13 protein-coding genes and 2 tRNA genes are annotated in these 23,447 nt (G+C 46.6%); 6 read left to right on the top strand and 9 right to left on the bottom strand.

From position 1 onward, the window contains the following. Positions 1 to 11 precede the first annotated feature (11 nt). From K0504_RS13850 to K0504_RS13840, 3 genes are read right to left on the bottom strand one after another with little or no spacing between them, the layout of a single operon-like run. The gene (locus K0504_RS13850; protein ID WP_220104752.1) at positions 12 to 2,456 is read right to left on the bottom strand and encodes a GH36-type glycosyl hydrolase domain-containing protein; all 2,445 of its coding nucleotides are present in this window, start codon (positions 2,454 to 2,456) and stop codon (positions 12 to 14) included. A 2-nt stretch (positions 2,457 to 2,458) separates the two neighbouring features. Next, a complete protein-coding gene (locus K0504_RS13845; protein ID WP_220104751.1) occupies positions 2,459 to 4,312 on the bottom strand; it encodes a sodium:solute symporter family protein in 1,854 nt (617 codons plus the stop codon). Positions 4,313 to 4,314: 2 nt separating this feature from the next. Further along, on the bottom strand, positions 4,315 to 5,424 hold the full coding sequence (locus K0504_RS13840; RefSeq protein WP_220104750.1) for an AGE family epimerase/isomerase: 1,110 nt from the start codon (positions 5,422 to 5,424) through the stop codon (positions 4,315 to 4,317). 965 nt (positions 5,425 to 6,389) lie between these two features. Here K0504_RS13840 and K0504_RS13835 point away from each other — a divergent pair. Next, positions 6,390 to 6,465, top strand: a tRNA-Thr gene (locus K0504_RS13835). A 7-nt stretch (positions 6,466 to 6,472) separates the two neighbouring features. After that, positions 6,473 to 6,548: transfer RNA gene (locus K0504_RS13830), tRNA-Phe, on the top strand. Between the two features lie 280 nt (positions 6,549 to 6,828). On the opposite strand, the gene K0504_RS13825 is transcribed toward K0504_RS13830, so the two are convergent. Beyond that, the gene (locus K0504_RS13825) at positions 6,829 to 7,386 is read right to left on the bottom strand and encodes a YehS family protein (protein WP_220104749.1); all 558 of its coding nucleotides are present in this window, start codon (positions 7,384 to 7,386) and stop codon (positions 6,829 to 6,831) included. A 358-nt stretch (positions 7,387 to 7,744) separates the two neighbouring features. On the opposite strand from K0504_RS13825, the gene K0504_RS13820 reads away from it, so the two are divergent. Beyond that, entirely contained in the window at positions 7,745 to 8,110 is a 366-nt protein-coding gene (locus tag K0504_RS13820) for a DUF4870 family protein (RefSeq protein WP_220104748.1), read from the top strand. Between the two features lie 343 nt (positions 8,111 to 8,453). Here K0504_RS13820 and K0504_RS13815 read toward each other — a convergent pair whose 3' ends face one another. Both K0504_RS13815 and K0504_RS13810 read right to left on the bottom strand, forming a co-directional pair. Continuing rightward, entirely contained in the window at positions 8,454 to 9,950 is a 1,497-nt protein-coding gene (locus K0504_RS13815; RefSeq protein WP_220104747.1) for a glycoside hydrolase 5 family protein, read from the bottom strand. A gap of 41 nt (positions 9,951 to 9,991) precedes the next feature. Continuing rightward, positions 9,992 to 11,236, bottom strand: a complete 1,245-nt coding sequence (locus K0504_RS13810) for an AGE family epimerase/isomerase (RefSeq protein WP_220104746.1) — start codon at positions 11,234 to 11,236, stop codon at positions 9,992 to 9,994. A gap of 705 nt (positions 11,237 to 11,941) precedes the next feature. Here K0504_RS13810 and K0504_RS13805 point away from each other — a divergent pair. Continuing rightward, positions 11,942 to 13,465 (top strand): tryptophan halogenase family protein, encoded by a 1,524-nt coding sequence (locus K0504_RS13805; RefSeq protein WP_225918141.1) that lies wholly within the window; start codon positions 11,942 to 11,944, stop codon positions 13,463 to 13,465. 114 nt (positions 13,466 to 13,579) lie between these two features. Here the strand turns inward: K0504_RS13805 and K0504_RS13800 are convergent, their stop codons facing one another. Then, positions 13,580 to 15,085: a tryptophan halogenase family protein gene (locus K0504_RS13800; protein WP_220104745.1), complete on the bottom strand. Its 1,506-nt coding sequence runs from the start codon at positions 15,083 to 15,085 to the stop codon at positions 13,580 to 13,582. A gap of 102 nt (positions 15,086 to 15,187) precedes the next feature. Next, positions 15,188 to 18,184, bottom strand: a complete 2,997-nt coding sequence (locus K0504_RS13795; protein ID WP_220104744.1) for a TonB-dependent receptor — start codon at positions 18,182 to 18,184, stop codon at positions 15,188 to 15,190. 930 nt (positions 18,185 to 19,114) lie between these two features. Here K0504_RS13795 and K0504_RS13790 point away from each other — a divergent pair. Further along, positions 19,115 to 20,824: a mechanosensitive ion channel family protein gene (locus tag K0504_RS13790; protein WP_220104743.1), complete on the top strand. Its 1,710-nt coding sequence runs from the start codon at positions 19,115 to 19,117 to the stop codon at positions 20,822 to 20,824. 20 nt (positions 20,825 to 20,844) lie between these two features. On the opposite strand, the gene K0504_RS13785 is transcribed toward K0504_RS13790, so the two are convergent. Further along, positions 20,845 to 21,714 carry a helix-turn-helix transcriptional regulator gene (locus K0504_RS13785; protein WP_220104742.1) on the bottom strand — a complete coding sequence of 290 codons (870 nt, stop codon included), beginning with the start codon at positions 21,712 to 21,714 and terminating at the stop codon, positions 20,845 to 20,847. 102 nt (positions 21,715 to 21,816) lie between these two features. On the opposite strand from K0504_RS13785, the gene K0504_RS13780 reads away from it, so the two are divergent. Continuing rightward, entirely contained in the window at positions 21,817 to 23,442 is a 1,626-nt protein-coding gene (locus K0504_RS13780; RefSeq protein ID WP_220104741.1) for a glycoside hydrolase family 43 protein, read from the top strand. The last annotated feature ends 5 nt before the right edge of the window (positions 23,443 to 23,447 follow it).

Here is a 23,447-nt window from a genome sequence, read left to right as displayed (position 1 = left end):
GCCATTAACAGTTAGTTCAGCACCACTTCGATCTGATGTTCGCCTGCATAGTCGGCATATTCCACCAAATCGCCAGCAACTGGCTTACCGTCAATCGTCATACTGGCGATCCCTTTGCCAGTGCCATCGCCTTGATTAATGGTAATGTGATAGACCGCATCTCGGAAATGACGGACGATTTGAACATCACCAAGGCTTTTATCCAAACAAGGTTCGATTCGCAGTCCGTTGTATTCCGGTCTGATCCCCAAAATATACTGGGTCGCAGCATAATAGTTCCAAGCCGCCGTGCCCGTTAACCAAGAGTTCTTAGCTTCGCCTTGAATATAAGCATCTTGACCAGAAATCATTTGCGAATACACATAAGGCTCAGTTTTATGGCGCTCAGTTAAGTGTTCAATGAACGATGGCGTGATCCGAGTGTAGTAACTCAGCGCCTTATCAGCTCGACCTAACATGGCTTCGGCCACGACGATCCAAGGGTTGTTGTGACAGAAAATGCCTGCATTTTCTTTGTAACCTGGTGGGTACGACGTGATTTCACCATAGAGTGGATTGTAATCAGAGTACGCAGGTTGTTGCAGCATCACCCCGTATTCACAGGCCAAGTGCTTCTCTACCGAATCTAACGCCTGCTCGGCCTTTCCATCATCAAAGCCAATGCCAGCCATGGTGCAGAAGCCTTGCGATTCAATGAAGATTTTACCTTCATCGTTTTGCTGGCTACCGATAGGCTTGCTTTGCGAGTCGTAGGCACGCAAGAACCACTCTCCGTCCCAGCCATGTTGTTTCACCGACGCGACCATGGCATCGATATGTGGCTGCGCCTCACTGGCATCCACATCCATTCCCAACAATTTGGCAATCTCAACGAATTCATTGCCATAAAGTACAAATTGGCCAGCAATCATCAGCGACTCAGCCACTTTGCTGTCGCCACGTTGAGTGGTTTGGTAGGACTCGTTTGGCTCAGTTGAGAAACAGTTGAGGTTCAAACAATCATTCCAGTCAGCTCGACCAATTAATGGCAACTGGTGTGGACCAAGGTTGTTGACCACGTGATAGAACGACGCTTTTAAGTGATGGTAAATGGTACTCGGCACTTCTGGCGTGTCTTCAAATGGCACTACAAAATGAAGGAAATCGGTATCACCGGATTCTTTAACGTAGTTCGCAACAGCTAACACCAACCACATTGGGTCATCATTGAAGTTGCCACCAACATCGGCGTTACCTTTCTTCGTCAATGGCTGGTATTGGTGATAAGCGGAGCCATCAGATTGCTGGGTTGCGGCCAAATCAACAATTCGTTCGCGAACAGCTGATGGCACCATGTGAGCAAAGCCAATGGTATCTTGGTTTGAATCACGAAATCCCATGCCGCGGCCAATACCTGATTCAAAGTATGAAGCGCTGCGTGACATATTAAAGGTCACCATGTTCTGGTATTGATTCCAGATATTGAGCGCACGATTGAGGCGATCATCACCCGATTTAACGGTGAAGCGAGACAGCAAGTTGTCCCAATAGTCAGTCAACGTTTTCAATGCTGCTGTTGCTTTCGCTTCAGTGTCGTATTTAGCCTGCATGTCAGCCGCAGGGGCTTTGTTGATAATGCCCGGAGCTTGCCACTTGTTATCTGCATCAACTTCGACATAGCCCATCACAAACACAAAGGTTTTGCTCTCGCCCGGCGCCAATTCAACATCTAATTGATGCGCAGCAACAGGCGACCAACCGTGGGCTTCAGAGTTAGTACAGGCGCTATCCATAACCGCTTTAGGGCACGAATAATCGTTATAAACGCCAACAAAATGCTGACGATCCGTATCAAAGCCAGCTAATGGCGCATTCACGGAAAAGAATGAATAATGATTGCGGCGTTCGCGGTATTCGGTTTTGTGGTAGATGGTACTGTCCACCACTTCAACTTCACCGGTTGAAAAATTCCGTTGGAAATTCGCGCCATCATCTTCAGCATTCCACAAACACCATTCCAGTGATGAAAATAGTTTTAGGGTCTTTGCTGAATCGCCTTGGTTCGTCACCTTGACGCGATGGATCTCGCACGTATCTTCCAGTGGGATAAAGGTTGTTTGCTCTACTTCTACGGCATTCTTACGGCCGATGAACTTGCTGTAGCCCATGCCATGACGGCACTCGTAATGATCGAGCTCAGTTCGAACCGGACGCCCGCCCGGATTCCATACGGTACCGCCATCATTGATGTAGAAATAGCGACCGCCAGAGTCCATTGGCACGTTGTTATAACGATACCGGGTGATACGACGGAATTTCGCATCACGGTAGAAACTGTACCCTCCGGACGTATTAGAAATCAGTCCAAAGAAACCGTTATTACCGAGGTAGTTAATCCACGGCAGTGGGGTAAACGGAGTGGTGACGACGTATTCTTTGTTGGCATCGTCGAAATAGCCATAAGATGATGAAGTCATAGTTAGTCTTCTAATTTGTTGTACCAGTTTTTCTTCAAGATCAGGACGGAAACAACCAACACCAATAGGGTGACCGATGTCGATTGCCATTCCTGAATCACGATGTAAATGGGTAATGCCACAAGACAAGATTGCAGAATGATGCCGACGCATACATTCGACATATCTCGCTTGAAGTTAGGGTTGGCGTTGAAGTCAGGGTTCTCTGCTTCAACAGCCTTTCTGATTGGGCCCCAAAAGCCCCATGGGTTGACGTTTTTATAGAATTTTTTAAGTAGCTCAGGATCTTCCTGCTCGGTGTAGAGGCTGGCGACAACACAAGCAATACCCGACACCAACAACAACAGCGGGAATAAATACAGTGGCAGAATATCAGAGGCGATTTGCGGGAACACACCATCGAAGATCACCGGGAATGACAAGGCACAAATAATGCCCGACATCATGCCCCAGAAATAACCTTGGCCATTGAGTCGCCACCAGTACCACTTGAGTACATTGGACACCACGTAACCGCCCCATAAACCCGACACAATCCATTGCAGTACGCTGTTGATGCTCTGCACATAAAGGCCAATCAAAGTGCTGATGGCAACCACCGAAACCGACACAATGTAGCTCGCTCGGATCAGCGTTTTGTTGGAAGCATCAGGGTTGATATAACGCTTATAAATGTCATTGACTAAGTACGCAGGCGCAGCGTTAACCGTAGAGGCAAACGTCGACATAAAGGCTGCCAGCAAGCCAGCGAGCAACAGGCCAAGAATACCGACCGGCGCAAATTCCAACATGGCACTTGGCAAGATATTCTCAAAATCAATTAAGCCATTCCGCTGTAAGTCCAAGCGTTCGTAATAAACGATGGCAAGAATGGCGAAGCCAGCGATCATGAAGTAACGAATTGGCATCAGCACGACCGATACAAATCCACTCATAAGGGCCGCTTCTTTTGGCGAGCGTGTTGCCAAAATCTTTTGCATATCAAAGTTTGGCGCAGGGCCGGCCGCACTGATCAACACGCCCTTGAACAACATCATCATGACGAAGATGGCAAACAAGGAGTAACCATCGCTTAGGATTTTGTCATTGATTTCGGCGATAGTCGCCGACCAATCCAGCTCCAATGTCCAGCCAAAGAATGGGTTGGCCCACCCTTCAGGAGTTACTGCGGCCAATGCTTCTGGCGACACATTCATCATCGCAATGACACCGATGCTAATTGCCGCAACGGTCATGATGGTGAACTGCAATACATCAGCAAACACAATACTCATCATGCCGCCAAGCATGACGTAGAAAGTGGCAATGGCCGTGAAGAATATGCCGTATAAGTGCGGTACATATTGTGGCGCCACTTCAAACGGAACATATTGGCTAACGACTTCCCACGGAATGAAAATTTCCATGAACTTGCCGACACCGACAAATCCATATGCGAGAAAACCAAGCACGCTGATCACGGCAAAGAGCACCACGACCATGTGCGACATCTTGCCGCCGGTATCCTCGCCGAAGCGAGTTCTAATCCACTCTGCACCCGTCAACACATTGGAGCGGCGCAACCAAATGCTTAAATAGACCATTAAAAACACTTGGTTAAATACAGGCCATAACCAAGGTACCCAAATGCTCTTCATGCCATAAATCACGCAGAGTGTAACCAACCACATGGTGCCGGAAATATCGAACATTCCAGATGCGTTTGACAGGCCGAGCATGTACCAAGGTAAGCTCTTTCCGCCCATGAAGTAGCTGTCTAAGTTTTTCGACGCGCGCCGCTTTAGCATCAATCCGATGACAATGGTTGACGCGAGGTAAGCGACGATAATACTGATGTCGATTAGGGTGATTTGCATTGTTATTGCTCTTGTTTATTTGATTTCGAAAGCGCGTTGTACACGGTTAAGCAGGCTCGAAAGTTATGATACGGACACTTCCAAAAGCCTACTTTTTCTAAATTTGATGAATCGCTAAGGTTGGGGGCAGTTTCTCCGTCCGCTTGCAGTTTCCACTCGCCATATTGACGATCGCTAATGTGTTGAAAAATAAACTGCCAATGCCCTATTAGGCCTTGCCACTTTTTTTCACATGGCGCTGCTTGCCAGTCAAACCAAGCGCTCGCTAATGCTTCTGCCTGAACCCAGCCATAGCGATTTTCATCAGCTAGGTTCAACGCAATGCCCTGAGCCGGCGTCATGATCATCTGCTGTTGCACGCGGCCTTGTAATTCTTGGCTCAAGTTCACCAGCACGGGCCGTAGATCATCGCTGGCATAACGCTCTGCAAACTCTTGCAGTAACCAGGATGTTGCACCAACCCGCCCCCAGTTCAACTGTTCAATATCTTCCGCGGTTAATTCATCTAACAGCCCGGCAGCACGTTCCAACAAGTGTGTCATTGCCACATTAGCTTGCGTATCTGCAGGATAAAGCTGCAAATAGCTATCTAATGCTTCGAGTAAGTGTAAATAACCTCGCCAAAGCTCAGCGACATCGCCAGGTTGTGAAGAACTTTCATGAATAGCCGGTAATAAATGCTTAAAAACGACTTGGCAGTGTGACTTAGCCGCCGGATCAATATGCCCAAAAGCTGATAACGCAAATAGATAGTAAGCTTGGGTGATTAGCCAATCTTCGTGGTTAGCAAAATGCTTACCCTGCAAGCTACTCCAATAAAGCTCTAAGTTGGTTTCATCCGTTAGCTGGTTGCGCATGAACCACCAAGTACGGCTGGCATGGTCGGCATAGCTTTGGTGGCCAAACGTCTGATATGCCTTACTAAATGCCCACAATAAGCGAGCGTGCAGAATGCCACCTTTATCGGCTTGCTTATCAACAAAACCGTTATTTTTGATGGATCCCCAATAGCCGCCATGCTGCTGATCACTGGCCTTGTACATCCAAAATGGCAGGATGCAAACCCGCATTTCTTCTAGTAAGGCTGTTTTAAAGTGATCTGGCGTCATCATCAGAAATTACATTCTTCGTTATCATTTTTTTCACATTAGACGACACTGAAATCGTTTTCAACAAAATTATCATCAGAAGCCAGAAAAACATGACCGCACGCTCAAATAAAACGGTCATTTAACAATCAAACGAAAAATTAAGGCTTACCATTGCTGGCATTTAATTTTCCCTAGCAGAAGTTAACAAACCAACAAGGCAAACTGCAACCAACTGATAAATATTAATTATTTTTAAATTAAAACAGAAATGCAAACCAGCTCACATTAATAAACAGTCATGAACATTGACAGATCCAAGTACTTGCACCGACAATTGAGTTTGTAGGGAGCGCCTCTCCTTTAGCATGAAAACGATTTCACCAGCAAAAGTAAAAAACCTGAGTGGGATTGAAATAAGTGACAGTTAGTCACAATGAATAATGGTGTTGCCCTCAAGGATTAGTTTATTTGCAAAGGCCAGCGCAAGTGACAGAAAGCAGCAACAAGCCTAATCGTTCAGCATGATAGGCAAGATTACAATGCTTAAATAATTAGAGGCCGCTGAATAAAGACGAACAATCAAATTTTACGTTCGCGGTAAATAAAGACTTAGTGTGAACTAACCAAAAGTCGCGAGCACAACCGAGTTTGGCCCACGAGCGGGCCGGACATGATGTGTACTTGGAACATGTCATCGACCTTTGTATGTATTCGCCCGGCCAATGTGCCGGGCTTTTTTTGCCTAAACCACAAGTCACCAACAACGAATGTTCGATTAATCCGCAAAAAATGATTAAAAAGCCAGCAAAACAAGGCGAAACGCGCAAACTTTGCACCATTAAAAAAAACAGTAAAAAAAGCTGTTGACTTAGTCCGACAAAATCAGTTTAATAGCGCCCCGTTGCAGCGGAACTGCTTTCCAGATGAGAAGCGCCTCCGTTATGACAAGCGAATAATAGCTTGCTAAAGCAAACCAGTTTTAGTGTGCCGACTTAGCTCAGTTGGTAGAGCAACTGACTTGTAATCAGTAGGTCGCCAGTTCGACTCCGGCAGTCGGCACCATTTATTCGCCCAGATAGCTCAGTCGGTAGAGCAGGGGATTGAAAATCCCCGTGTCGGTGGTTCGATTCCGCCTCTGGGCACCATTACAAACAAGCCCTGACCATTTGGTCGGGGCTTTTTTGTATCTGCACTTCTCAAACATATAGCCCCTTCCCTGCTCACCAATAGCCTCGCACCACAAGTCGATGTACTTCCCCCAGTAAAAAGCACCGGAAATCACTGCAACACATTCATTCGCTCAACTAACGAACCAAGTTCAGGGGCAGCCGCGCTCGAATAAGCGCGTATGAAGGCGACAAATGGTGCCGACACGCAAAAGGCTTAGATAAACGCCATAGAGTGTCGCGGCAAGGGGTTACAACATCAGGCTGTGGGCCACTTAAAGCCACTGCTGGTAGATTGCTTTTTGGTAGATGTCGTTTTCGTTGCTGTGCGGCTGTGATTCTTTACGGTGGGGCCAGCATCGCCGCGATATTTCAGTTGCATCCCTTTTAGCAGATTACGGATTATCTGATCTTTGCACTCGCGAAAGTGCTTATGATCCGGTTTACGGCTAAAGGCGCTGAGTTCATGTTTACTTAGATTAAATCCAACACTGCTCAACAACTCTAAAATATCTTCAGCTTTCAGATTGAGCGCAATACGAAGCTTCATCATAATCAGATTATTGGTCAGGCGGCTCTCAGGCTGAGGTTGCTCACCCTCTCGCTTACCGCGCTTGTCATTGATTAAGCCATTTAGAAAGGTGGCTAAGGTTTTATCGTTGCAGGGGGTAAAAGCAGGATCATCGTCGCGCTTCAACCAACCGGAAACCTGCTCTCTGGTGACCTGCAATTCGGCTAGGGCAAACAGCTCAATGACCTTGGCATCATTAAAACTAAAGATATATCGCACACGGCGGAGGATGTCGTTATTGGTCATTTTGGGATCTACATGGGCTCATTAAAGACACCATGATACTCCTGCCTCCTAGCGACTAAAAGCGATTCCCCTCCAGTTCGATACAACGCTGTTTTATGGGCACATCTATTCGAGGCACAGTGAATTACGCAAAAGTGCCGAACTAGGCATTTATAAATTCCCGCCCAATATATCAATTCCAATAGATTTACCTTTGAACCAAGCTGTTTTTAGAGTTTTTTATGTTAATTTACAGTTGCATAGATAACATTCTAGGTTTAACGTCTTGCCTATGCTTCAGATCCATTTTTTTGTTTCGATCTGCGCAACATTGGTTAGATAAGAAGGATCAAACAACTGACAACTAAAGGAGAAATCAATGTCAGATGTACAAGAAACAACCGTAAACCCGCAGACCCTATCCGCCAAAGATGATGCGGCAAAAACCAATGCGCTTATTGCGTACGGTTTAATGGTAATAGGTCTATTTACGGGGATTTTCTGGATCGTAGGCGCGATCTGGGCCATGGTGAAAAAAGCTGATGCGCAAGGAACCATCTTTGCCGATCACTATTCGAATATTACTAAAGTATTCTGGTGGGGCTTGTTCCTATCGATTCTCGGTGCGGTTCTCGCTGTTTTTGTAATAGGCTACTTTATTATCTTTGCAGTTTGGATTTGGTCTATTTTCAAAATAGTCAAAGGGTTAGCCAACTTAACATCCAACAAGCCCTATAACGTTTAAAGCCCCTATTTAAACGTTATCGCACAATGAGCCTTGACCATTTGGTTGAGGCTTTTTTTATTAGCGAATCCCCCGAAAATCTAATCTGGCGGCTCGTTGAGCACCCGTCTCGTTCAGTCCAAGAGTTCATAGATAGTTAGGCTGCAAAGGTTACCCTTGCGCTGCCGTTGACTGCGCTTAGCCGATAGCCTTTCACGTTTACCGCTCTGATTCCGATTAAAATCTGACGGGGCGATTTACAGACAAAAAAAGCCCGCTCAAGGCGGGCTAACGAATACTATTCAAGGGGGAGTTTATGAATCAAGTTTGTGCTTGCTCATAACAACAGTCTAGTCCACTAAATCTATTCTGGTTGTGTATACGTCTCAATATTGGACGGAATCGATTGGCCCGTCTCATTAAATGCAATCACGCGGTAGAAGTAAGTTTGGCCAGCCTGTCGCGGCATTGGATCAGCAAATAGTGTATCGGTTGCCGGATTAAACCCATTTCGGCCATCCGAGATACCGTCGCCGATGATTTGCCACGGGCCATCTTCACGCATCGCGCGTTCAAATCGATACCAGCGACCTACCGGCGCCCCCAACCATTTAAAGTTGTTAGGCGTATCGATAGGCCGAAGCACTGGCGCTTGCGGTACAGGCAACGGCTGCATCTGTTGTGCACCGTCCATTTGCGCAATGGCTAACCTTGCACCGTCTGCCATGGCCATTTCTTCATTACGGTAGTTCTCAGGAGAACCAGGTAAATGGTAGGCGTAATGCCCCGTCACTTCCTTATGCCAATAGTAACCGCCGTCATGACGATGGCCACGAAAATGCCAAAATAGCGCGCCAGCTGCTTGAGCACCGTTATATTGTTGATGCACCGCCGCTTGCATGATGCTGTTCAACCGAGCCGCGCTGTCGAGACCAAATTCACCAATAAAATAAACTTTCTTGCCATTAATGGCTTTTAAATCTTTAAGGATCTGCTCCGGATTATTGTTACCATTCACGGTGTAAAAATGATTGGTGATGATGTCAACATTCGGATCCGATAACGAAAACTCATTGACCTTCAGATAGGTGCCATCAATGACCAATTGGTTTGGCGCTTGATGTTTGATCAGTGTCGCTGTGGTACGAACGAATGACTCGTTCGATAGCTTTAACTCATTGCCAGTTTCCCACGCCATAATGGCTTTTTCTTCGTTGTATTTGCGACCGGTGAAGGTATTGGTGCGCCCCGTCACCTGCTTGATAATGCTTTGGTAAGCGGCATACGTCTTACTGTTAATGTCGTAGAAATCATCTTCATGCTCACCATAAAATGCCGCAAGGTCGTTGCGCCCTCCCCACCATTTCCAGTGGTCGACAAACGGCAAAATAAGCCGCAAACCATGCTTGTCGGCCAACGCAATCATCCGATCGTAATGAACCATGGCCGCTTCATTAAGCCGTGGCATACCATCCGCGGTGTTCGGCGGCAAAATATGAGTTTCACGTTCACAGGCTTGATCCCACTGCGTAGCAATCGATAGCACATACACGCGCATGGCTTTATGGCCCGTTAACACTAAGGATTGGATCCAATTCTCTTGCTCTTGAGCTGTTGGCCATTTGAAGTACTGGCCCCAGCCCCTTGGATCATCCAGACATTTGCCGCGTGCTTGATCTTCAATACGATGAAGCTCGGGAGCATGAATCCCTGCAAATCGAAAAACCTCGTTGCCGTCTTTCAATTGATGACCATCGCGGCTAATAAAATGTTCAAAGGCCAATGCTGGCGCGGCTAACAGCCCTGCGAACAAACAGGCCAGGAACAGGCTTTTAACGGTGCTATGGGTTTTAAATATCATCGTATTTAAGTCTCTACAGTATGGGGGGTGGCCTTGTGCTTCTATTGCGCCACTGTTGTTTCTTGTTGGTGGCGAATGCGGTCAACTAATTTGCTTATTTCCATCATTGCGCGACCATTGTGATAAGGCGCTTTCCATGCGCCAGCCTTGTAAGTCAATGGCAGGTTTGATTGATCGCACGTTGCCAAGTAATGCCATTCACCAAACTCATTATCGCGATGAAAATCTTCAATAAACTGCCAAATATCATTAATTACTGGCGGTAACAACGGGGATTTAGTTAGGAGAAAGCCGTTGAGAAAACCAACCAAACCTTCTGCTTGCACCCACCACTGGCTGGTAGGATGTCGGCGCTGAGTTTTGCAATCAAACCGGTCTAGAACTTGCCCTTTATTGCCAATGCCTTCGGCCAACGTCGTTTCCGCCATGCGCACCACGAGCGGCGTCAACCTTGCCAATCGTTCTGGATCGGCAAGCACTTCGAGCGTTTCAAACATTAGCCAACTGCACTCAATATCATGGCCATAGGACCAAACCGTAGAACGTTCGCACCAGTCCAACTCCATAAACAAACGCAAGTGAGCGCTGCTGTGGTCGATAATATGGCGTTCAAAGATATCAATAAGATTGGCTAACGCTTGGTGGGTTTGCCGTGTGGGCGCAACAGCATGAAGTGCGGTATAGGCTTCGAGCACATGCAAGTGAGTATTCATGGTTTTTGGGAAGTTTTCGTCTTCGCCGCTCAACCGAACATCTGCCAACGGTTGCCAATTGCCACTAAAGGCTTCTACATAGCCATTGTGCACCGCGTCTTTGGCATGTGTTTCCAACAAGCTGAAATAGTCGGTAGCTTTACTGAGGGCCAACTCATCGGCGCTCAACTTGTAGTAAGCCACTAAGCCATAGATGGCAAAACTAATTGCATAGGTTTGCTTTTTGTCATTCACAACCTCGCCTTGATGATCGAGCAACCACACCACCGCGCCGTATTTGTCATCATCAAAATGCTCGATTAAATATTGAAAAGCACGAGTGGCAAGCTGACGATAGCGAGCAGAGCCAGAGAGCAGCGCATATTCTGAAAAGAACCAGAGAATACGTGAATGCTGGATAATGCTTTTATTAGCTCCGGCGACCGGTCTATTTTCTCGACTAACTTCGCCGTAAAAGCCGCCATTCGCGTGGTCAACAGTATGAGATGCCCACCAATCAGCAATGCATTCAGCTTCAACACGGGCTCGATGTTGCCACTGCTTCAGTTGTGTCAATAACGGTTGATTTAGCATAACGCCCCACAAGTCATGTTCGTTGCACACCCGGCCAAAGTAAACGTTTACATTTCATCATTTAACTTGTTAGAAGTTAGTGATCTGAACCACAAAGTGCTAAACAAGCGATAAAGCTAGCTTTACCCGACGCCCTAAATAGCTAACAGTTAAAATTACTAATAATTTAAAATCAACACCTTATAGATAAAATAATAATTTATACTCAAGATAAAAATGATTTCCAAAATCTGTTTCAGTCAAGCATTAAGTCACTCAGCCGTTGATTCCAACATCCCAATAAAACACCTACAAATAGCCATAAAGGTAACCGATTACATCACTTGATAGCCACGTTCCAACAACAATAGAACTTCAAAAGTAGTCAACTTGATATTGCTGTTCTTGCCGTTGAGGCCATCAGTGCATCAACACGGGCGACGAGGCGCCGACATTGTAAATTGGCCCAAAAGAGAGCCGCGCTTGGAATCAAGAAAGTGATTGTTCAGCCATCGGTTAAGTGGCAAATCATCGGCAATATCAAGCCTTGATAAACGCCGTTTTTAACCCAATTTCAAGATGCTGCGACTGACCCGACAAATTCACGATCAATTACAAAACTGATAGAGAATTTGTGATGGCGGTTTTTGCCATTGATCTTGCCCTACCTTAGTATTTTGCAACGAATGAAATCGTTTTCTTTACGTTTAATTTGGAGTCATTGGAATGGATAAGGCGATCAAATCTGTCGTTATTGTTGGTGGCGGAACCGCAGGCTGGATGGCAGCATCAAGCCTGAGTAAGTTTCTTAATGGTAAAGAAATCGACATTACTTTAGTCGAGTCGGCCGACATTGGCACCATAGGTGTTGGCGAGGCTACATTACCAGCGATTAGAGAGTTTAATCACTACCTCGGGTTAGATGAGGTTGAGTTTATTAAAGCAACCAATGCAACCTTTAAACTCGGTATTGAATTTGAAAACTGGAGCCAACAAGGGGAATCCTTCTTTCATCCGTTTGCAGGTTATGGCGCCCCACTTGATGGGGTTGGCTTTTATCATCATTGGAACCGCGCACGCCATCTAGGTGAACAATCAGAGCTGGGCGAATATTGCTTAGCAACTCAACTCGCCCTAGGTAACAAATTTGCGCAACCAAACCTGCAAGCTAACAACCCGCTCGCCGAATTTAACTATGCATTTCATTTTGATGCTTCTGCTTATGCCCGTTATTTGCGTAGCTATGCCGAGAAAGCAGGCGTAAGCCGTATTGAGCAACACATCACGCAGGTTAATGTAGAGCCGCAATCAGGCCAGATTAGCTCTATCAGCCTCCAAGATGGGCGCACAATCAGCGGTGATTTATTCATCGACTGCTCTGGCTTCCAAGGTTTGCTGATTAAACAAGCCTTGCATATTGGGTATGACGATTGGCGCCACTGGCTCCCTTGCGATTCAGCAATCGCCGTTCCGTGCACGGCCAGTGAAGATTTAACGCCGTATACCAAATCCATCGCCATGGATGCAGGCTGGCGCTGGCGCATACCGCTGCAACACCGAACCGGTAACGGCGTGGTGTTCTGCCGCGATTATATGAGCGAAGAACAAGCGACCGATCAGCTGTTAGCACAACTTGATGGCGCGCCCCTAGCCGATCCATTAGTGATTCGTTTTACCACCGGCAAGCGTCAAAAGATGTGGCACAAAAACTGTGTTGCCATCGGTTTGGCGTCTGGTTTTATGGAGCCTCTCGAATCCACCAGCATCGCCATGATCCAAAATGGCATTTCTAACATCCATCAATTCTTCCCGTTCCACGGCATCAACGAAGTGGAAATAGCTGAAGCGAATCGTTTGAATGACTTGCAGTACGAGCGGATCCGCGACTTCATCATTCTGCATTATCAAGCAACCCAACGAACTGACACGCCTTTCTGGCAACACTGCCAGCGCATTGAGTTACCCGACTCGCTTAAACACAAGATTGAATTGTTTAAGGAACGAGGCCACTTTGCTCGATATGATGGCGAGCAGTTTGAAATTAACAGTTGGCTCAGTATCTTCACTGGGATGAAGGTTTACCCCAAATACAATGAAATGGCAGCCGAAAATATGCCGAAAGACGCATTGTTGCAGCAGTTAGCGCAAATTCGAAAAGCCATCAATCAAGGCGTCGGTTTTGCCGGCTCCCATGCCGACTTTATTAATAAACATTGCCAAGCCTTGGCAGAGGCCAGCAAAGCGTCGTAACCGAAATGGTTGGCTGCGAGCCAACTAAAGCAAAAAGCCACCTTCCTTTATGACAAGGGAAGGTGGCTTTTTTTATTAGAGATTCAGCCGTAGCGCGCGCCGTATAAAGCTTTTTTAAACAGCAAATTGCTGAAGAAACTCGCTGTGACTTGGTGTTTTTGCCATGGCATTTTGCAACGCGTCTCGCATGCCCTTAAAGCTTTCGTTCAAGTATTCGGTCGGGAAATTATCGACCATAGGATCGTAATGCTCTGGGTAAATCTTGTTGCCATTGTAGAGTGCTAGCCAACTAACCGGCTGAAAAATTTCCCAGCGGTATTTGACGAGGTGGCCACGCACTTTGAACATATTGATCTTGTGCTGCAACGTCTCAGGAATTTCTGCGGTTTTAATGTGCCGCCAAAATTCAGAATCAGTACGACCACTCAAGTGGTAATGCAATACGATGAAGTCTCGTACCCGCTCCCATTCAAGCTTTGTCATGTCATTGAATTCATCAATACAAGCTTGGTTCATGGATTTGTCTGGGAACAGCATGCGCAGTTTTTCAATGCCCGTTTCAATCATCGCAATACTGGTACTTTCCAGCGGCTCAAGAAAACCGGAGGCCAAACCAATCGACACACAATTTTTAACCCAAGCTTGTTTCCGTCGGCCAGGAACAAACTTGAACTGATTGGGCTCGGTTATTAACGGGCCATCAATATTGTTCTTTAAAACCTGAATGGCTTCGTCATCACTGATGAATGGGCTTGCGTAAACCAGTCCATTCCCTTGCCGATGGCGCAACGGAATGGTCCATTGCCAGCCAGATTCATGTGCAGTGGAAACCGTTCTAGGTTTGGCGTCGGTTACTAATTCACTTTGCATGGCCACGGCGCGATCACACAGCAACCACTGGCTCCAATCTTCATAACCGGCTCCCAAAGCTTGCTCGATTAGCAAGCCTTTAAAGCCTGAGCAATCAATAAATAAGTCTCCGCCGACACGGTTGCCATTATCGAGAGCGACGGCATCGATAAAGCCATTGTCCGGTTTAAGCTCAACCTGCTCGATTTTGGCATCGACGCGAGTCACGCCATTTTTCTCCGCGTACTGGCGCATCATTATGGCAAACAGGCTGGCATCAAAATGAAGGGCCCAATCAAAAATGGATAGCTCTGATGGCGGTTTAGTAGAAGGCGTGGTGAATTTATCATTCATCGCCAAAGTGCAACCCAAGGAATAATCAGCAAAGTCTGCCGCCATCCCTAATTTTTTCATTTTTAACCAATAATGGTGAAACGAGACTCCTTGAACATTCTGTCCATACAAACCAAATGGATGGAAAAACGTGTCATTAGTCGAATGCCAGTTTTTAAACTCAATGCCAAGTTTGCAGGTACCTTGAGTGGCCTTTATGACGTCTTGGTCAGTCAAACCTAAGGCTCGATAGAACCGGCGAATGCTTGGGATTGTTGCTTCACCAACACCGACGGTGCCAATGTCACTGGATTCAATCAGCGTGATATCGAGATGTTGATAGTGTTTGCTGAGACTTGCCGCGGTCATCCAACCGGCGGTGCCTCCGCCAACAATCACGACCTTTTGTACGCGACTGTCTGAGATCTGTTGTTCCATACAACTGCCACCCGGAATAGTAATAAAACTAATAAGCAATAAAACGTTTAGCCATAAAAAAGGCACTAACCCAATCGGGTTAGTGCCTCATAGCGTTAGAGCTTAGTACTTACCACGGATACCGATGGTATAACGTGCTTCGTAATAGTTCTGATACGCGAACTGGTCTTTAAACTCCATGTAATAATCTTCGTATTCTTCAGTCACGTTTGAACCGCTCATGTAGACAGTCAGATTATCGTAGATGTCATAACTAGCAGAGACATCGACGTAGGCGATAGAGTCTTGATACAAGTTCAACGCACCCCATGCACCACCGGTCGCAGCAAGACGCTTACTACGGTAGTTGTAAGCAACACGCGCCTGGAACTTATCGGCCTGATACCAACCAATTAGGTTGAACTGGCGCTCAGAGTTATCAGGGAACATGTTTTTATCACCGTAGATATCACGGCTTTCTTGCTCACTCGGTGAGTAGGTGAAGTTAGAATCAAAACCAAAGTCAGAGAACATGTTGTTGTCGCCCAACAGGTCACTCATCGCCATCTTGGCGCCGAGTTCAATACCTTCGAGCGTACCACCTTCACCTTGAACATTGGTTGTGACCGGTACACTGCGGCGAACAACACCGTCAGCATCTGGCACTTCTTGTTGGATAGTTTCGTTCTGCGTGAAGCTATCAATATCTACCTTGAAGATCGCGGCATTCAACATACTCGCTTCGCCAATGTAGTATTCCAAAGAAAGGTCGTAGTTATCTGAACGCCATGGATCCAATTCAGGGTTACCGTCAGATGTTCCTGAGGTCGCAATGAATTGACCATAGGTCTCGCTGTCTTCATTTGAATCTAACGCGTAGCTAATGCTCAAACCATCACCCCACTGGTTAAGATCCAGCGGTATCATGTTCTTGCTAAATGCAACACGTAAAATCAAATCTTCAGACAACTCATACGCCATGTTCAATGATGGCAGGTAGTCGTTGTAGCTTCGCTTGGTCAGAATGTCACCAGCATCTTCGTTCGAGTTACCATAGGCAATACCCGCACCGGCAATGTTCTGCTTGACGCTTAGGTCTGTTTCAACCATTCGCATACCAACGTTACCGGTCAAGTCACCATCTAAGAACTCGAAGTTACCTTGCACGTAGTAAGACGTTTCGTCTAAGTCCACGGCGAAACTACGACCAGGTACGATTTGCTTTCTGGTTGAGCCGAATACTTTGTTGTGGAACGCTTCTGGGTTGTCATAATCCTTCGGATTAACAGCCCACATACCTGGAATACCGCTTACTGGACCGAAGTCAGTAATGTATGTCACGTTGTTGTACTCGTCGAGGGCGACGCTTTCTAGCACCACGTATGGCACGAATTCACCGTTAACCATTTCGCCATCTTGACAAGCACCGTCAGCATTCAACAGTACGTCGGTTGCTTTCCATTGGGCTTCACAACCTGCGTTGTGGAATGGCGAGAACAAGTGGAAACGTTCAAAATCAACTTCGCGGGTAGATAAACGAGCGCCCATATCAACACTGGTGATAAAGCCGCGGTCAAAGCTATACGAGCCATTCAAGCTGAATGCTTTCAAATCAGCTTCAGAGTTTTCATTGTTCTCTGAAGAGAAGGCACCAATGTTATAGCTACCGAGGTTGCTCATGTAATCGGCCAATGTTGCGCCATCACCTAAGCCACCAGAGATTTCGTTATCGAAACCACTCCAGGTTGGGTGCGAGCCATTCGTATCCAATGACAATTGTGGGTTTTCACCATAACCGAGCGGGTTAATTTCTTGGTTACAGCCGCCCATATCACCAACAACTTCATCGCCAGCTTCACACTTGTCCGATGGCAAGAAGTTAGTGGTACGACCCAAGGTACTGGTACCGTTGGTCAAATCACCTTCGTTGTAGCCGTGGCGCTTGTCGCGATTCGCTCGTCCAACAATACCGCGGAAGTTACCAGTAAAATTGCCGCCGTTATCGTAGTCCAACTGGAAGTTCATGTTGGTTGAATCAGCTAAGTAAGAGTCATTCTGAGTAAATGACTTAACACGCTTAGGATTCATATCAATGGTTTGCCACGAATAGAATTCGCCACCATTGTGTTCTGCACCGGTAGCGCGCTCAGAGGTTGGCGTAAACCAGTTCCAGCTTTGCCACTTATCGGTCGCACTCATACCAACCTTACGGTTGTACTCGTCTTGATCGGTATAGAAAATATCACTGGTGAAAACAAAGCCTTCGCCTAAGTCGATTTGCAACGAAGCATTCACACCAAGACGTTCACGCTCAGTTTCTTGGTTCCAAGCAGCAAAACCTTGGGCGCCCATGTACCAGCGGCCTTGGTCTTCTTCACCAATCCAAGTGTCAGCAAATTGACCAGTCCAGCCAACTTCACCAACAGCAGAGGTGTTGAAACCATTGTAGGAGTTAGACAAGGTAACATCGGAGTATGCTAACGCGAGCAGGAAGCCAACTTTCTCATCGTTCCAGTTCACTAAGGCATTTACAGCAGGATCCGTACTTTCAGTTTCCATGCCGTAACGCGCTTCAATACTACCTGCTGTCGTTAAGCCGGTATCAAAATCAAATGGGCGATACGTTTGTAGGTTAATGGTACCGGTGATACCGGCGTTACCTAGACTGGCAGTTGGCGATTTATGAACTTCAACACCGCGGAATAGCGGTGCAGGTACATCACCGAAATCTGGTTGGCTTGAAACAACTGAGTTGGCGCCTTGATATTGCTCACCATTCATTTGAGTCAAAACTTGTGGCAAACCACGGATGTTGACTGAACCACCCTCACCCGCAGAACGACGGATTTGAATACCCGAGATCCGCTGAAGCGAATCAGAAATCGTTGCGTCCGGTAGTTTACCGATATCTTCGGAAGAAATTGCGTCGACTACAGAGTCGGCACCGCGTTTCACGTTAATAGACTTGATTTGCGAGCCGCGCACACCAGTTACGTTGATGATTTCAACGTCATCGCCCGCATCTGGTTGTTCTTGCGCGACCAAAGGTGCCGCCGCAAAGCAACTAGCCACCCCTAGTGCTATCGCAGAGTATTTGAATTTATGTGATTTATTAATCATCTTTTGATCCCTTTCTGATCCCCTCTCAGAACTGCTCCAAGAAGCAAACCGGTTCACTGTTCTTTGTATGGTTCGCGTTTACCGACTCTTTATTTAATAGTTGGCGAGCCGTTGACCTGAAAACGTTATCTTTGTTCGTTTTTCGAGCCTGCGAACTAAATAGATTCTGGTATCTAGGCATTAAGAATGTCAAACATTCTAGTTATGGAATAGTGTGAGGTCGGTTACGTTTTTGTTTAATTTAAATTTAAACCCTTTAATTACAGAGCATTACAGTAACGCAAAACCATGCCAACCAATCAATGAAAACGTTATCTAGATCACTTTACAATGACGTGGCTCGATGTCTTTTTAACGCGAAACGAGAAAAACCAATTGATTCGACACCCGTAAAATTGTTCAATTTTTCGCTAATTTAATGAAAACGATTTCAGTAAGTGCGGATTTCTATGCGACTACCGCCACTATTTCGGAGCGTAAATATTGCCTTTTAGCAACAACTTAGAAGTATCTTATGAATAAGAATGGGACCCGACAATGCTTACATTAAAGCCGTTTACGTATCCATTTTTCCTCCCCTTCCCGAGGTTGAAACACTAAATTACAGCTCTCTTTCCCTGAAACCGCTTATTTAGCAACCAATTCGGTTACGGCTTTGTGGGCCGATAACACGTCAACAATTCGCATTGGCGCCCCGCTCTCAGAAAGAATTGGGCGTATTGCGTTAAGTGCGACGAGCTATATCAGTGTAAATTCGCTTAGCAAGGTTTACCGCCAGCACTTAATCTCGTATACCTGTTCCACAACGATTTAGCCAAAACAAAACGGCCCAATGACAAAGTCACTAAAAATAGTGAGTTAGATGTCGTTTTTTTTTGTTTTTCTTCGATACTAGACTCAGTGACAAACGATTTTTACCAAGGATGCTCAATGATTCGTTATTGCTATCAATGGCTAGCCCTCACGGCCATCAGCCTTTTTATCGCTTCAACTTCGATCGCGGCCACAGACATCGACAGCCAAATCAGTCAGCTCGAAGAACAACACGAACGCCTCACCCGCTACATTAATCACCCTGTCAAAGCGACGGGCGAACAACGGTTGCTGATCCGGCTTAGAGTTCAGCAAATAGTGAGTCAACAGCAAGTTCAGATGGATGAGTTGTTGGGCGATCAGGAAACAATTGCCTCGTTATCAGCGGCGCAGCTGAAATCCGTTAAAGACATTCTCGAAGAGCAAGCATCGGCAGCAAGAAATGCCCTCATTGAACTCGAGAAACACATTGATGAAGAGCGTGAAAAACGCTCGACCAAAGACAGTGGGGAATTGCTCGATTGGGAATCTCAAATGGCCCATTTGCAGCAGCGCCTCGATTCCATGTTGAGCTTCACCATGCAAAATATTGCGTGGCAAGACAAAGTGGGGTTAACAACCAGCAGTGAACGCAACAACTTTACTAAGGCCTTGATCGCTCGTGCAGACGACATAAGCCTGTTGCTTATTTACTCTGAACAGCAATTGACTCAACTCGCCGAAGAGAAATCAGAAGCCTTGAGTTCAGAGCTAGAGCACCTTGATACGGCCATTCGCGCATATCATGAAAAAATTGACAGTAATAATGCCTCCCTGGCCCTTACCGTTCAGCTGCTCGATCAGTTAGGGACCAATACCAGTCGATACAAAGAAGCGTTAATTGCCAGTACTGGCGCCGTTACCGAAGACATTTTTAATATCAACGTCATCTCACGCTTGGTGTCTCGCTGGTCATCAAAACTATGGACGGCATTCCTCGATTTTGGCCCCAACCTTTTGTTCAAATTGATTGTGATCGTGGCCATTCTAGTGGCATTTCATTTTGTCGCTCAAACCGCTCGCAAACTGGTATTTAAAGCCACCAGCAACTCCAAACTGAATTTATCTAAGCTACTTCAGGAGTTTTTTGCTTCCATCGCGCACAAAATCATTATGGTGTTTGGCATCTTGGTTGCGCTAGGGCAAGCCGGATTCGAAGTTGCGCCGCTACTGGCCGGTTTCGGTGTTGCCGGTATTGTGATTGGTTTTGCTTTACAAGGAACGCTGTCGAACTTCGCTTCGGGCTTAATGATCCTGATTTATCGACCATTCGACGTTAATGACATGGTCAAAGCCGGTGGCGTATCCGGCACCGTTGAAAAATTGAGCTTGGTTAATGCCACCATCAAAACCATTGATAATCAGCGCATCATCGTGCCCAACAACAAGATTTGGGAGGATGTAATCACTAACGTCACAGCCGAACGCGTGCGCCGCGTTGATTTGATTTTTGGCATTGGCTACAAGGATGACATCGCCAAAGCCGAACGAGCCATTGCAGAAGTGGTTAAAGCTCACGAGCATGTACTGAAACATCCGGAGCCGGTCATTAAACTCGCGAATCTTGGTGAGTCGTCAGTTGATTTCTGGGTTCGTCCTTGGGTCCGTACCGAAAATTATTGGGACGTATACTGGGATTTAACTCGTCAGATCAAACTCAAGTTTGATGAAGAAGGGATCAATATTCCGTTCCCACAGCGCGATGTTCATATTTACCACACCCATAATACAGACAACGAAAGTGGCTCTGAAAAGGACAATGACGACCAGGTTGTTGACGCCAAATAATCCGTTGCAAGGTTGCGGTCTCAATACGAGGCCGCAAACTCATTCGCCTGCAAAATGTTGCTACGAAATTGACGCGGGGTTTGTCCCATCTGCTGTTTGAATTTGGCGCAAAAATAAGCGCTATCGGTAAATTCGCAGCGATAAGCAATTTCGGCAATGGTCAGTTGTGAATTCACCAATAAACTAACGGCAGCACTGAGCTTCCGCTTCAGCAGGTAATCCTTAAAGTTTTGCCCAAGTAATTTCTTGAAACTGCGGGAAAAGTGATAGCGCGACATACCGGAAAAATCAGCCGCTTGATCAAGCGTTAAGTGAATTTGACTATCTGATTCTAATCGTTGAATTAACGGCAATATTTTGGAGCAACTGTGCTGCTGATGGGCCGCGTGTTTATGGCGACTGGCGTACGCCTGTTGTAGCTGACCAACCAATAACAACAAGGTGCGCATGACACTTTGCTTCAATGACAACTGTTCAGGACCGTTATCAAGTTCGCCAAGCCAGCTAGCAAGGTGATCTAAGTGCTGAGCATCGGTGCCAGTCAACGTTTGCACCAGAGGCATTAACAAGGGTTGCTGCTGCGGCAATAAACTTAAATCGGCATATAAATCCGCGCTGTACTGCAATAAAAAAAACTCTTGCCGAGCTGCGTCTGTGCGCATGTCATGGACTAAAAGCGACGGTACGAACAGCAACGAATTAGCTCCAATTTCATAACGCTGCTCATTGATTCGAATCGAGCCAGACACCTTTCTGAACCACATCAACTCGTACATCAAATGAAAATGAGGCGCCACTTCAACCCTTTGCTCCGAATCCTGTTGATAGTGTCGAAAGCCGTAATGGGTTGCCACTGGCAAATGAACATTTTCAAAACTAACCGGTGTCACAGCGCCTCCATTTAGCAATTTAATTATATTAATTAGCTATTTTAATACAGATTGCCAGACACCAACGCAATAGCCTTATGATCGCCATCAAAAGGAACAATCATGACGTTAATAACAAATCCGGTGATCCGCGGCTTTAATCCTGATCCATCTATCTGCCGCGTGGGTGATGATTACTACATCGCCACCTCAACCTTCGAATGGTTTCCCGGCATTCAAATCCATCATTCAACCGATTTGATCAATTGGCGTTTGTTGAAGCACCCCTTAGATACACTTGCCCACCTGAATATGATTGGCATAGATAATTCAGAGGGCGTTTACGCACCGACCCTATCTCATGCCGACGGTAAATTTTGGCTGTGCTTTAGCAATGTTCACAGCTGTCGCGGTGGTAGTTGGATGGCAACGCCCTGTTTTGTGGTGACCGCAGAGCAGATTGAAGGCCCGTGGAGCGAGCCGATTTCGATCGGCAACTATGGCTTTGATCCGTCCTTGTTCCATGACGATGATGGCAAAAAATACATGGTTAACATGTTGTGGGATGGACGCAAACACACGAATTATTTTGGCGGCATCGTACTGCAAGAATTTGATGCCGACACCGAGCAACTAAAAGGCCCGCTGAGGAAGATTTTTGCAGGCACTGAGCTTGGCTGTACCGAAGGACCACAAATTCTCAAAAAGGACGGTTACTACTACTTGGTCACCGCCGAAGGAGGCACAGGCATTCACCATGCTGTGACGGTTTGCCGATCACGTTCGCTCACCGGGCCATATGAGATCCACCCCAATAATCCAATGCTAACGTCACGCTTTAAAGAGCATGCCGAGTTGCAGCGTGCAGGTCATGGTTTCTTCTTCCAAACACAAGCCGGCGAGTGGTATATGACCCACCTCTCAGGGCGACAAATCAAGAACCCTGAGGGGCATCAATTCATTCCGAAGTGGGGCCATGGGCATAGCATTCTCGGTCGCGAATCTTGTCTTCAAAAGATCCAATGGCGCGATGGCTGGCCTTATTTAGAAAGTGGTGGAAACACACCATTGGTGAAAGTTCCGGCGCCCAATCTCCCCACTCAGCCTTGGCCTGCCACTACCGGCCGAGATGACTTTGATAACCCTAATCTAGGCATTGACTATCAAACCTTACGAGAGCCCTTTACGGAAACTTGGGGCAGTTTGATCGAGCGGCCCGGTTACCTGCGTTTGCGAGGCCGTCACTATTTATATTCGCGCTACCAACAAAGCTTAGTGGCTCGCCGTCTACAAGCGTTTTACGCCAGCGTAGAAACCGCAATGGAATTTTCGCCATCAAGCTTTTTGCAAATGGCTGGCCTCGTTGTTTATTACGCCCGAACCGGTCACTACTTCCTCAAGCAAACCCTGAATGATGACGGCCAGACAGTGCTGCAAATCGTGCAATATCAAGATGATCAATACGACGAACTGCCAGAAGTCACCATTGAGAGTAACGGGCGCGTGTATCTGAAGGTCTCGCTAGAAAAGCAGTGGTATCAGTTTAGCTACTCCCTTGATGGCATAAACTGGCACGCCATTGGCCCTCGCCTAAATAGCACACCGATGTCCGATGAAGGCGGCTCAGATACCTTCCGCTTTACGGGAACATTCGTCGGCTTATTTGTTTGTGATGTTAGTGGCCAGCAATTGCATGCGGACTTCGATTACCTCGATTATCAAGTGCGCCCTGATGCCGATTGGGATTAATGCAG

Source organism: Neiella holothuriorum (assembly GCF_019457915.1).
Taxonomy (GTDB): Bacteria; Pseudomonadota; Gammaproteobacteria; order Enterobacterales; family Neiellaceae; genus Neiella; species Neiella holothuriorum.
The sequence above is the reverse complement of the archived record's forward strand: the minus strand, read 5'-3'. Positions and strand labels throughout refer to the sequence as shown.

What these genes read in the sequence shown, in the direction of transcription:
- K0504_RS13850 (WP_220104752.1), bottom strand. Translation starts at nt 2,456, where the DNA reads ATGACTTCATCATCTTATGGCTATTTCGACGATGCCAACAAAGAATAC.
- K0504_RS13845 (WP_220104751.1), bottom strand. Translation starts at nt 4,312, where the DNA reads ATGCAAATCACCCTAATCGACATCAGTATTATCGTCGCTTACCTCGCG.
- K0504_RS13840 (WP_220104750.1), bottom strand. Translation starts at nt 5,424, where the DNA reads ATGATGACGCCAGATCACTTTAAAACAGCCTTACTAGAAGAAATGCGG.
- K0504_RS13825 (WP_220104749.1), bottom strand. Translation starts at nt 7,386, where the DNA reads ATGACCAATAACGACATCCTCCGCCGTGTGCGATATATCTTTAGTTTT.
- K0504_RS13820 (WP_220104748.1), top strand. Translation starts at nt 7,745, where the DNA reads ATGTCAGATGTACAAGAAACAACCGTAAACCCGCAGACCCTATCCGCC.
- K0504_RS13815 (WP_220104747.1), bottom strand. Translation starts at nt 9,950, where the DNA reads ATGATATTTAAAACCCATAGCACCGTTAAAAGCCTGTTCCTGGCCTGT.
- K0504_RS13810 (WP_220104746.1), bottom strand. Translation starts at nt 11,236, where the DNA reads ATGCTAAATCAACCGTTATTGACACAACTGAAGCAGTGGCAACATCGA.
- K0504_RS13805 (WP_225918141.1), top strand. Translation starts at nt 11,942, where the DNA reads ATGGATAAGGCGATCAAATCTGTCGTTATTGTTGGTGGCGGAACCGCA.
- K0504_RS13800 (WP_220104745.1), bottom strand. Translation starts at nt 15,085, where the DNA reads ATGGAACAACAGATCTCAGACAGTCGCGTACAAAAGGTCGTGATTGTT.
- K0504_RS13795 (WP_220104744.1), bottom strand. Translation starts at nt 18,184, where the DNA reads ATGATTAATAAATCACATAAATTCAAATACTCTGCGATAGCACTAGGG.
- K0504_RS13790 (WP_220104743.1), top strand. Translation starts at nt 19,115, where the DNA reads ATGATTCGTTATTGCTATCAATGGCTAGCCCTCACGGCCATCAGCCTT.
- K0504_RS13780 (WP_220104741.1), top strand. Translation starts at nt 21,817, where the DNA reads ATGACGTTAATAACAAATCCGGTGATCCGCGGCTTTAATCCTGATCCA.